This window comes from Micromonospora sp. NPDC005087, assembly GCF_042872965.1.
Taxonomy (GTDB): domain Bacteria; phylum Actinomycetota; class Actinomycetes; order Mycobacteriales; family Micromonosporaceae; genus Micromonospora.
Genome location: NZ_JBIALB010000005.1, coordinates 209,228 through 220,882 on the forward strand (window position 1 = coordinate 209,228; position 11,655 = coordinate 220,882).

Consider the following 11,655-nt stretch of genomic DNA (forward strand, 5'->3'; position numbering starts at 1 on the left):
ATCGGCAGTCGAGCGTCGGGCTGCCGACGCCCACTCGCCGATATCCGACAGCGACCGCACGGCCCTGCCGGAGGCGGCGGTCGACCGGCCGCCGGCGAATCCAGCTCCGCTCAGAGGCCCAGATCGCGCGCGATGATCATGCGCTGCACCTCGCTGGTGCCCTCGCCGATCTCCAGGATCTTGGAGTCCCGCCAGAACCGGGCCACCGGGGACTCGTTCATGAAGCCGTAGCCACCGTGGATCTGGGTGGCCTCCCGGGCGTTGTCCACCGCGATGGTGCTGGCGTGCAACTTGGCGATGGCGGCCTGGCGCTTGAACGGCTCACCGGCCAGCATCCGCGCGGCGGCGTCGTAGTAGGCCAGCCGGGCGGTGTGCGCCTTCAGTTCCATGTCGGCGATCTTGAACTGGATCGCCTGGTTGGCACCGATCGGCCGGCCGAAGGCGTGGCGCTCCTTCGCATACTTGATCGACTCGTCGACGCAGCCCTGTGCGAGACCGACGGCCAGTGCGGCGATGGCGATCCGGCCCTCGTCGAGGATCTGAAGGAACTGGGCGAAGCCGCGCCCCCGTTCGCCGAGCAGGTTCGCCGCCGGCACCCGGCAGTCGTCGAAGGTCAGCTCGTGCGTGTCCGACGCGGTCCAGCCCACCTTGGAGTAGCCCGGCGCCACGGTGAACCCCGGCGTGCCGTTGGGCACGATGATGGTCGACAACTCCTTCGAGCCGTCCGGGTTCGTACCGGTCACCGCGGTGACGGTGACGAGGGCGGTGATGTCGGTGCCCGAGTTGGTGATGAACGCCTTCGAGCCGTTGATCACCCACTCGTCACCGTCCAGCACCGCCCGCGTCTGGGTGCCGGCGGCGTCCGAGCCGGTGCCCGGCTCGGTGAGCCCGAAACCGGCCAGCGCCTCGCCGCTGAGCAGCTTCGGCAGCCAGGTCGCGCGCTGCTCGTCGGTGCCGAACCGGTAGATCGGCATGGCGCCGAGCGAGACCGCCGCCTCGAGCGTGATCGCCACGCTGGAGTCGACCCGGGCCAGCTCCTCCAGGGCCAGGCAGAGCGCGAAGTAATCGCCACCCATGCCGCCGTGCTCCTCACCGAAGGGCAGGCCGAACAGGCCCATCTTGCCCATCTGCCGGATCACCTCGTACGGGAAGGTGTGCTGCTCGTAGTGCTCGGCGATGACCGGAGCGACCACCTCGCGCGCGAAGTCCCGCACGCTCTCCCGCAGCGCCGTTTGTTCGTCGGTGAGCCGGAAATCCATCTCATCCTCCTGTGTGAACGGGGCCGCCGGGCGCTCGTGACGCCGGGACGGTTCGCGGTGCTGGTCCGGTCGAGGGTCAGACCGGGGTGACGCCGTGCCGGCGCCGGGAGAAGTGCCGATCCTTGGTACGCGCCGCGGCGAACCGGCGGACCAGCTCGGTACGCAACTCGTGCGGCTCGACGATGGCGTCCACCACCAGCTCGCTGGCGAGCCGGACGACGTCGATGTCCTGCTCGTACTCGGCCCGCTTGGCGGCGACGAAGGCGGCCCGCTCGTCCTCGTCCGGGATGGCGGCGATCTTGTTGGCGTAGACCGCGTTCACCGCCGCCTCGGCCCCCATCACCGCGATCTTCGCGCTGGGCAGCGCGATGGTGGCGTCCGGCTCGAACCCGGGGCCGGCCATCGCGTAGAGGCCGGCGCCGTACGCCTTGCGGACCACCACGCAGATCTTCGGCACGGTCGCCTCGGAGATGGCGGTGATCATCTTCGCGCCATGCCGGATGATGCCCTGCTTCTCCACCGCGCTGCCAACCATGAAGCCGGGCACGTCGCTGAGGAAGAGCAGCGGCACGTTGAACGCGTCGCAGAGCTGTACGAACCGGGTCGCCTTGTCGGCCGAGTCGACGAAGAGCACGCCGCCCTTGAACATCGAGTTGTTGCCGAGCACGCCGACGACCTCGCCGTTGAGGCGACCGAAGCCGATGGTCAGCTCCTTGGCCCAGAGCGCCTGGATCTCGAAGAAGGACCCCTCGTCGAGCAGGCCCTTGACGTACCGCCGCATGTCGAACGCCTGCCGCTCGCTGGCCGGCACCAGCGCGGCCAGGTCGGCCTTGGCGGGCGCGGCGACGGCCTCGGCGGCCGGCGGCGCCTGGGTCCAGTTGGCCGGCAGGTACGACAGGTAGGTCTTCACCACGTCGAGCGCGTCGGCCTCGGTCTTGCAGAGGAAGTGCCCGACGCCGGACTCGGCGGTGTGCACCTTGGCACCGCCCATGGCCTCCAGCGTGGTCTTCTCGCCGGTGACCATCTCGACCATCCGGTCGGAGCCGAGGTACATGCTGGCGTTGCCGTCGACCATGGCGACCACGTCGCAGAACGCCGGAATGTACGCCCCACCTGCGGCGCTGGGGCCGAACAGCGCGCACACCTGCGGGATCGAGCCCGAGGCGCGCACCTGGTTCCAGAAGATCTTGCCGGCGCCGCGCCGGCCGGGGAAGAGGTCGACCTGGTCGGTGATCCGGGCGCCGGCCGAGTCGACCAGGTAGACCATCGGCACGCCGGCGCCGTACGCCCGCTCGATGATCCGGATGATCTTCTCGACGGTGCGGGCGCCCCAACTGCCGGCCTTGACGGTGGAGTCGTTGGCCATCAGGCAGACCTGCCGGCCGTCGATGGTGGCGGTGCCGGTGACCACGCCGTCGGCGGGCAGCCCTTCGGCCAGCGCATTGGCGTAGAGGCCGTCCTCGACGAACGAGCCCTCGTCGACCAGGAGCGCGACCCGCTCCCGGGCGAAGAGTTTGCCCTTGGCCGCGTTCGCCGCGTGGTACTTGTCCGCGCCGCCGGACCGGGCCCGCTTGCGCAGCTGCTCCAGCGCCTCACCGTCGAGCGTCACGCTGACTCCCTCGCCGTACTGACCTGAACGATCGTTAGGCTATCGCATTCGCGCGACGCCCGGCGACCCATGGGCGGACCGGGCAGCCGGGTGGTGCCCGGAGGCTGCGGATTCAAACCAAACATTGAAATCTATTAATCTATGTCGCTAGGCTCCTGACACCCCCTCCTCCCGGATTGGAGTCAGCGATGACCTCACGACTCAATCGGCTCGCGGTCGCGTTCGTCGCGACGGCGCTCGCCACCCTCGGCGTCACGGTCGCCAACCCGTCGCCCGCGTCCGCCGCCATGACCATCTGCTACAACACCAGCCAGGCGGGAAGCTACGCCGGCACCGCCAACCAGGCCGCCTCGATCTGGAACAACGCCACGTCGAACCTGACGCTCTCCGCGAACTGCGGCTCCAACCTGCGGATCTACCGGATCACCGGCGGCGGCTCGTACGCCGTCCGGACCAGCCTCGGCAATGGCCGGGTCTACATCGACACCCAGCAGGCCGCCCAGTACAGCGTGCTGCGGATCATGACCCACGAGATCGGGCACATCCTCGGCCTGCCGGACAACTACAACGGGAACTGCTCGCTGCTGATGTCCGGCGGCAGCGCCGGCACCAGCTGCACCAACCCGTACCCGAGCACGACCGAGGCGAACCGGGTGAGCAACCTCTTCGCCGGCACCTTCGCCGCCACCGAGCGCAGCGCGGACCGCGCCGGAGCGGACATCTTCCGCGACAGCTGGCCGAGCATGCTCACCTCGGTGGGCTGATCGACCGGGTACGTCGGAGGGGCCGGCATCGTGCCGGCCCCTCCCCGCGTTTGTGAGCGGTCAGCTCGGCATCGGCGTCAGTCGGGTGCGGGGGCCGGCGCGCAGCACCCCGGAGGGCAGCTTCTTGCCGAGCAGGTGCTCGGCCAGCTCGGCCGCCTCGATCAGGGCGGCCAGGTCGATGCCGGTGTCGATGCCCATGTCGTGCAGCATGTGCACGGCCTCCTCGGTGGCCAGGTTGCCGCTGGCCCCCGGCGCGTACGGGCAGCCGCCCAGGCCGCCGACGCTGGCGTCGAACTCGGTCACCCCCAACTCCAGCGCGGTCAACAGGTTGGCCAGCGCCGTACCCCGGGTGTTGTGGAAGTGCAGCAGCACCGGCACGTGCGCGTTGCGGTCGCGTACCGCGGTCAGCAGCTCGCGGACCCGGCGCGGAGTGCCCATGCCGGTGGTGTCGCCGAACGCGACCCGGTCCGCGCCGTCCCGGACCACCCGATCCACGATGCCGGCCACCCGCTGCGGGTCGATGTCCCCCTCGTACGGGCAGCCGAAGCTGGTCGCCACGATCACCTCGACCCGCGCGGAGGCGCCGTGCAGCAGGTCGATCAGCTCGGCGATGTCGTCCAGCGACTCGTCCGTTGAACGGTTGACGTTGCGCCGGTTGTGCGTGTCGCTGGCCGAGACCACCACCTCGATCTCGGTGAACCCGGCGGCGAGGGCCCGCTGGGCGCCCCGCGTGTTCGGCACCAGGGCCGAGTAGCGCACCCCGTCGGCCCGGACCGCCCGCCGCCACACCTCGTCGGCGTCGGCCATCTGTGGGATCGCCTTCGGGTGCACGAACGACACCGCCTCGATCCGGCGTACGCCGCTGCCGGAGAGCGCGTCGAGCAGCCGCACCTTGGCGTCGGTCGGGATCGGGTCCTCGTTCTGCAGCCCGTCTCGCGGCCCGACCTCGCGGATCGACACGGAATCTGGCAACTGGCTCATCGGTCACCTCGCTGTGACGTCGGATCGGGGCGGGTTGTCGGCTGCACCGCGCCCTTTGCACTGCTTCAACGGACGCAACGGCGACTGTCCGGTATCCGGACGACCGCTGTCGCCTCCAGGTAAGCAGAGCAAAGGGCTCGGCTGCCAGTGCCGCCGGGTCGCCGGGACGGCGGCACTGGCAGGCCCGGCCACACTGGCAGCCCGGCGGATCAGCGCATGCGGGAGACGATGCCGGTGTCGTAGGCGCCGGAGAGGAACTCCTCGTTCTCCAGGAGCTCGGCGAAGAAGGGCAGGTTGTTCTTCGGGCCCTCGATCTGGAAGGCGGCGACCGCCGTCCGGGCCCGCTCGATCACCTCGCCGCGGGTGGCGCCACTGATGATCAGCTTGGCCATCAAGCTGTCGTAGAACGGGGTGACGGTGTTGCCCTCGGTGTAGCCGGAATCCACCCGGACCCCGTCGCCGGTCGGTTCCACCCAGGTCCTGACCACGCCCGGGCCGGGCAGGAAGCGCTTCGGGTCCTCGGCGTTGATCCGCATCTCGATGGCGTGCCCGCTCGGTGCCAGCGCGTCCGGATCGAAGGTCGGCGCCAGCCCGGACGCCACCCGCAGCTGCTCCTCGACCAGGTCGACGCCGTAGACGTACTCGGTCACAGGGTGCTCCACCTGGAGCCGCGTGTTCATCTCCAGAAAGAAGAACTCGTTCGTAGATGGATCGAGCAGGCACTCCACCGTGCCCGCGTTGCGATAGTTCACCGCCTCACCGGCGCGTACCGCGGCGGCCAGGAAACGCTCGCGCAGCTCCGGCGAGACCGCCGGGGACGGCGACTCCTCGACCAGCTTCTGGTTACGCCGCTGCACCGAGCACTCCCGCTCGCCCAGCGCCACCACCCGGCCGTCGGCCAGGCCGAGGATCTGCACCTCGACATGGCGCACCCGGGGGAAGTACCTCTCGATCAGCACCGAGCCGTCGCCGAACATCCGCTCGGCGAACGCGCGCACCTTGTCGTACTCGGTGCGCAGCGCGGCCTCGTCGACGGCCACGCCCATACCCATGCCGCCGCCACCGGCGGCGGCCTTGACCATCACCGGGTAACCGATCCCGGCGGCGGCCGTCACCGCCCTGTCCAGGTCGGCGGCCGGGTCGGTGGTGCCGGGCGCGACCGGAACGCCGGCCGCCGCCATCAGGTTCCGGGCGTTGATCTTGTCGCCCATCGCGGTGATCGCGTCCGCGCCGGGGCCGACCCAGATCAGGCCGCTCGACTCGACGGTACGGGCGAACTCGGCGTTCTCCGACAGGAAGCCGTACCCGGGGTGGATGGCCTGCGCTCCGGTCGACTTCGCGGCGGCGAGGATCGCCTCGGTGTTGCGGTAGCTCTGCGCCGGGTTCGGCGGGCCGATGAGGACCGCCTCGTCCGCCTCGGCGACGAACGGCAGATGGGCGTCGGCCTCCGAGTACACCGCGATCGCGCGGATGCCGAGCCGCTTGGCGGTACGGATGATCCGGCGGGCGATCTCGCCCCGATTGGCGACCAGCAGTGACTCGATCATGTTTCCTCCCGGCGTCCGGATGTTGGGACGGTTGTCAGGAAACCATGCCCGGTACGCCGGTGACGAGTCGGCTCAGGCGAGCAGCGCGGCCAGGGCGGCGTCGCGCAGCAGCTCGGCGCGGCGTCGGCGGTCCACCTCGCCACCGAGGAACGGAGTCGAGTTCATCAGGCCGAACGCGGCGTGCGCCAGCACCCGCGCCTCGCCGTCGGGCATGCCCGGGTGCAGCGCGGTGAGCACCGTCACCCACTCCTCGACGTAGAGCCGTTGCAGCCGGCGGATCCGCCGCCGCGGCTCGTCCGGCAGGCGGTCCAGCTCGTGCAGGTGCAGCGCGATCACCGCCGGGTTGGCCAGCGCGAACTCGACGTGGAAGTCGATCAGCGACTCCAGTACGCCGCGCGGGTCGTCCGGGTGCCCGGCGGAGCGTTCCCGCCCGCCGGCCAGCAGCCCCTCACTGACCGGGATCAGCGCGGCGGCGAGCATCGCCTCCTTGCCGGCGAAGTGGTGGTAGAGCGCCGGACCCGTGACCCCGGCGGCCGCGCCGATGTCGTCCATCGACACCCCGTGGTAGCCCCGGGCGGCGAACAGACCGACCGCGATCTCCAGGATCTCGTCCTTGCGGGACCGGCGCCGGCCCGCACCCGCCGCGCCCCGTGCCCGCTGCTCCACCGTCACGGGGCAAGCGTAGACCGCGAGCCGCGCGCGATGGTTACCGGTCAGTTGCGCAGGCCGCACCGTCGGTCGGGTCAGTCGTCCGGGTCGAGGTCGTGCTCCTCCCGCAGCGCCGCGGCCTCCTCCGGCCGGTCCAGCAGGTCCAGCGCGCGGGCCAGCAGCCAGGCGGTCTGGCGCACCGGCCGCGAGTCCGCCGGAAGGCCACCGAGCACCCGGCGCAGCAGCGGCTCCGCCTCGGCCGGACGGTCCAGGCGCAGCAGCAGCTCACCGATGAGGATCTCCACCTGCGCGGCCTCGCCGAACGCCTCGATCGACCGCAACCGGTCAGGCACCCCGACCAGCCGGCCCAGCGCCTCGTCCGGCCGATCCTCCCCGGTCAGCACCCGCGCACCGGCCTCGGCGGCCATCGCCAGCTCGTACGTCACCGGCGGCGACTGCTCCGGCTGCCCGGCCAGCGTCGCCGCCAAGCCGTCCACCAGCTCGATGGCGCGTACCGCCGACGGCCGGTCATCGGACCAGAACCAGGCGTACGCCTCCCGCCGGCGGGCCCGCAGCTCGTCGAGCGGCAGGTCGGCGAGCCGGTACGCCGTGGCGGCAGCCGCGAACCGCTCGGCGGCCACCGCGTCCCGGTCGGCGTCGTAGAGGATCCCGCCGGCCTCCTCCAGCACCTGCGCGCGGTGCGGGAGGTTGTCCGGGCCGTCCAGGTTGTCGGCCAACCGCTCCAGCAGTGCCAGCGCCGGGTCGATCTCGCCGAGCCCGGCGTAGACACCGGCCAGCAGGTGCCGACAGCGGTCCGCCTCCGCCTGGGCGCCGAGCCGGTCCAGACCGAGGACGGCCTCCTCGGCGACCTCGGCCGCCTCACCGAGCCGACCCACGATCCGGTACGCGTTCGCCAGCTCCCAGCGCAGGAAGGCGTCCCCCTCGGCGCCCCGCTCCACGCAGAGCGTCACCGCCTCGACGAAGTCGTCCACCGCGTCGGGGGCCCGCCCGGCGGAGAGCAGCGCCCGGGCCCGGGCGACCCGGACCGGCAGCTCCGCAGCCGCCGGCGCCACGGCCAGCGCCTCGTCGCAGGCGGCCACGGCGTCGGCCGGATCGTCCACCGTCCTGACGTACGTCAGGCAGGCCGCCGTGATCAGCTCGCCGACGCCCAGCTCACGGCCGATCCGGCGGGCCTCGTCGGCGGCCGCGCGGGCCTCGTCGACGCGGTCCGACTGCTCCAGCAGGTGTGCCCGGTGCAGCGCGATCCGGGCCGCCAGATGCCGGTCGCCGCCCGCGTCGGCGGGCACCCGGTCGAGCGCGGCGAGCGCCTCCGCCCAGCGTTCCCGGTGCAGCAGCGCCAGCGCCACCCGATCGTGCCCGGCGGCGCGCTGTCGCGCGTCGCCGAGCCGGTCCAACACCTCGGCCGCGGCTCGGACCAGCGCCAGCCCCTCCTCGGCGTCGTCGTCGGAGCGGGTCAGCAGCACGCCGAGCCGCCCGGCCACCACCTGGGCGGGCACCTCCTCGGCCGCCTCCCGGTACCGGCTCAGCGCCGCCCGGTTCATCTCGATCGCGCCCGCGATGTCGTCCTCGTCGCCGCGCTCGGCCGCCCGCAGCGCCAGCCGGTACGCGGCCGTACGCGGTGCGAGGTCGTCGGTGCCGAACCGGTCGTCGCAGGCGGCCAGCGCCGCCCGGAACGTGGCCCGGTCGTGCCGGCCCCAGCTCTCCTCGGCGAGGGTCAGGAGCTCGTCCGGGCCGGCGTCGGCGGGCAGGGCCACGGTGGTCTCGTCGCCGGCCCGCGCCCGGTCGGAGGTGGCCGGTGACGCACCCCGGTCCCGGTGGATGCCCGGCTCGTCCCCGGACGGGCGGGCCGGACGGCGGCGGACGCTGGCGGAGAGCGGCAGGTGCTCACCGCTCGCTCGCACGGCGAGCCGACTGGCTATCCACTCCGACTGGTGTGCGGTGCCGTTGCGGGCGTCGAAGCGGGCGGCCAGCGCGGTCGCGGTCTCCGCCAGCTCGTCGGCGAGCGTCAGCGCGGGCACCTCGCCGGCCGGCCGACCCTCGGCGGCACGGCGGTACACGGTCGGCGCGCCGATCCGGCCGGCCTGACGCAGCGCGGCGGCGGCGGTCGCCGCGAAGTGCATCGCGGCGGCCGGCGACGGCGGCCGGTCCAGCCAGTCCAGGTGCCGTTCGACCAGCTCCACCGCCCGCGCCTCGTTGCCGGTCAGCGTGCAGAACTCGATGTGGTCGCCGATGTCCCACAGGTCGGCGAGGTTGCCGCGCAGCCGGCGGTACGCCTCCCGGTGCGCGTCCCGCGCCGACTCACCCCACCCGGTGCGCAGATACGGCAGGAGCAGCGCGGTGAGGATCGCCTGCGGCTGCTCGTTGCAGGTGAGCCGACCGGCGAGCACCGGCTCGGCCAGCGCCACCGCCTCGGCGTCCCGCCCGGTGTCGGCGAGGTAGCCCACCTGGCTCGTCGGGTCACAGCCGGCGCAGTCGGAGAGTTCGTCGCGCGGGGTGGTCTGCCAGAGCCGGTACCAGTGCGCGGCCGCCTCCGCGTCACCGACGTGGTCGGCGACCCGGAACCGGTGCTTGTGGACGGTCTGCAGGCTGTGCCCGCCGGCCCGGTAGCGCCGTTCCATGTCGTCCAGCACCCCGTACGTGCGGTCCAGCGGCACGTCCGGGAACTTCAGCAGGCCGGACACCATGTACTTGAAGTGCCACAGCAGTTGGTGCAGGTGGCGCTGGTGGTAGGGCTGCGGATCCCGGTCGAACTCGGACAGGCACCAGGAGAACGTCACGAAGGACTTCGCCGACTCGCCGCCGTAGACGTACCCGGTGGTGGCCTGCATCCGGGTCACGAAGGCGAGATGCCGGTCGTCCGCGGCGTCCACCCGGCGCAGCAACTGCTCCAGCGCGGCGATCTGCCCCGCCCCGTACGGCATGTCGGCGATGCCGCGCAGCACCCGCCACAGGTCCTCGTCGGCCATGGTCACTCCCGTCCTGGCACGGCCCGGCCGAGCAGGCCGAGGAAGGAATCGTTCAGCAGCGCGGCGTCGGCCGCGCGGATCGGATGGTGGCCGAGCAGCAGCGCCTGCCCGTACAGCGCCTCGACGGCGAGCCCGACCAGCTCCGGGTCGGCCAGCATGGTGACCCGGCGGACCAGCGGGTTGCGGTGGTTGAGCACCAGCTGCGGGCGGTCCGGCGGAGCGGTGGCGGCGAGCGCGTCGAGCACTCCGCCCCACAGCTCGTCGGCCCGGTCCCGGCTGGCCGCGAGCTGGTCGTTGAACGCCGCCGACCGGCTGACCAGGTAGAGCGCGGGCAGCGAGACCGGGTCGTACGCCCGGATGACCACCTCGCAGCCGGAGCGCTCGACGGCCCGCTGCGCCGCGGTGAGGAACGGCCGCAGGGCCAGCTCCACCTGCGGGTCGAGACCGTCGAAGCGGGTGGTGAGGTCGCTCGGCTCCAGCCGCTCGATCAGCACCGAGCGGTCCACCGTCGGCAGCCGCTCGATCAGCTCGGTGTCGTAGGTGTAGCCGGCGTTGACCACCGCCAGGTCCTGTGCGGCGGCCACCGCGGCGAGCTGGCGGAACTCGTCGAGGCTCGCCGCGTAGCGGAGCACCCCGTAGCGCTCCCGGAACTCGGCGAGGGTGAGCGTGCCGACGTTGGTGTCCATCGGCCACCACCGGTCGACCAGTCGGAGCATCTCGTCGTCGTGCAGCGCCAACGCCTTCACGCCGAGGTGGTGCACCTGAAGGAACTCGGCGAGCCGGTGCGGGTCGTGCCGCGCCAGCCGGACCAGCCAGCCGCGTACCTGGTCGCCGAGCGCCTCCCGGGTGGCGGTCAGCAGGGTGTCCTCGTAGAGGGCCTCCCGGCTGGCGGTCGGGCGCAACTCGGTCGCGTCCACCACGCAGTGCGCGAAGAACGCCCAGTCGGGCAGGAGCCCGTCGGCGTGCTCGGTGAGCAGCATCCGCTTGAGGTAGACCCGGTGCCCGGCCCGGGCCGCCGGGTTCACCGGGGTGGGCAGGATGAAGGCGACACCGGTCAGCCCGGCCTCCGGCACGCTCAGTGGCACCACGTCGAACGGGTCGACGCCGAGCATCTCCCGGGCGTACGAAATGAGCGCCGCCCGGTCGACCGGCGCTCCCGCCGTGGTCGGCCAGGGTGGCTCACCGGTGGTGGTGACCACGTCGCCGACGCGGACGGTGACCGGCAGCAGGGAACCGAAGAGCCGGGCCAGGTCGGTGACGGTCGGGGTGCTGAACCACTGGTCGGCGTCGCGGCGGGGCACCAGCGTGACCGTCGTGCCCGGCTCGGGGCGGGCGGCCTCCGGCGGCGCCACGGTCACCGAGTAGCGGCCGTCGGCGTACCCGGTCCAGCGGACCGTGGGGTGGTCCCCGTGCCGGGTGAGCACCCGGATCTCGTCGGCCACCAGGAAGCAGGAGAGCAGGCCGATGCCGAACTGGCCGAGGAACTCGTGCCGGGAGAAGCCGAGCTCGTCGCGCTTGGAGCTGCGGCCGATGGTGGCCAGCAGCTCGTGCACCTGCGCCTCGGTGAGGCCGATGCCGGTGTCGTGCACCCGAAGCGTGCCGTCGCCGGTGCTGTCCGGCGGCTCGATGCGGACCAGCGCGGAAGCGTCCGGCTCGCTGGCACGCCGGGCGGTGATCGCGTCCACCGCGTTCTGCAGCAGCTCACGGACGTAGACCCGCGGGCTGCCGTAGAGGTGATGACTGAGCAGGTCGACCACGCCACGCAGGTCGACCTGGAAGGTGTGGTCCACGCCTGAGTTCTCCCCGGTCCGATGCCGGCGCCCACCGTACCGATGATCACCGACACGTGCGTCCCCCTTT

General features: G+C 72.4%; 8 protein-coding genes. 1 reads left to right on the forward strand and 7 read right to left on the reverse strand.

Features of this window, described 5'->3' with window-relative positions; all coding sequences use genetic code 11:
• Positions 1-110 precede the first annotated feature (110 nt).
• Complete coding sequence (locus ACFYPS_RS14825; RefSeq protein WP_354966391.1) at positions 111-1,259, reverse strand: acyl-CoA dehydrogenase family protein; 1,149 nt, start codon at positions 1,257-1,259, stop codon at positions 111-113.
• A 76-nt stretch (positions 1,260-1,335) separates the two neighbouring features.
• On the reverse strand, positions 1,336-2,868 hold the full coding sequence (locus ACFYPS_RS14830) for an acyl-CoA carboxylase subunit beta (RefSeq protein ID WP_354966390.1): 1,533 nt from the start codon (positions 2,866-2,868) through the stop codon (positions 1,336-1,338).
• Between the two features lie 188 nt (positions 2,869-3,056).
• Here ACFYPS_RS14830 and ACFYPS_RS14835 point away from each other — a divergent pair, with 188 nt between their 5' ends.
• Positions 3,057-3,632, forward strand: a complete 576-nt coding sequence (locus ACFYPS_RS14835; protein WP_354966389.1) for a snapalysin family zinc-dependent metalloprotease — start codon at positions 3,057-3,059, stop codon at positions 3,630-3,632.
• 60 nt (positions 3,633-3,692) lie between these two features.
• On the opposite strand, the gene ACFYPS_RS14840 is transcribed toward ACFYPS_RS14835, so the two are convergent.
• The 5 genes from ACFYPS_RS14840 to ACFYPS_RS14860 form a co-directional block, all read right to left on the reverse strand.
• Positions 3,693-4,604 (reverse strand): hydroxymethylglutaryl-CoA lyase, encoded by a 912-nt coding sequence (locus ACFYPS_RS14840; RefSeq protein WP_354966568.1) that lies wholly within the window; start codon positions 4,602-4,604, stop codon positions 3,693-3,695.
• 218 nt (positions 4,605-4,822) lie between these two features.
• Positions 4,823-6,160, reverse strand: a complete 1,338-nt coding sequence (locus ACFYPS_RS14845; protein ID WP_354966388.1) for a biotin carboxylase N-terminal domain-containing protein — start codon at positions 6,158-6,160, stop codon at positions 4,823-4,825.
• 72 nt (positions 6,161-6,232) lie between these two features.
• Positions 6,233-6,832 (reverse strand): TetR/AcrR family transcriptional regulator, encoded by a 600-nt coding sequence (locus ACFYPS_RS14850; RefSeq protein ID WP_387324819.1) that lies wholly within the window; start codon positions 6,830-6,832, stop codon positions 6,233-6,235.
• 71 nt (positions 6,833-6,903) lie between these two features.
• Positions 6,904-9,795 (reverse strand): hypothetical protein, encoded by a 2,892-nt coding sequence (locus tag ACFYPS_RS14855; protein ID WP_387324822.1) that lies wholly within the window; start codon positions 9,793-9,795, stop codon positions 6,904-6,906.
• A 2-nt stretch (positions 9,796-9,797) separates the two neighbouring features.
• A complete protein-coding gene (locus tag ACFYPS_RS14860; RefSeq protein WP_354966386.1) occupies positions 9,798-11,585 on the reverse strand; it encodes an HSP90 family protein in 1,788 nt (595 codons plus the stop codon).
• Between the last annotated feature and the right edge of the window lie 70 nt (positions 11,586-11,655).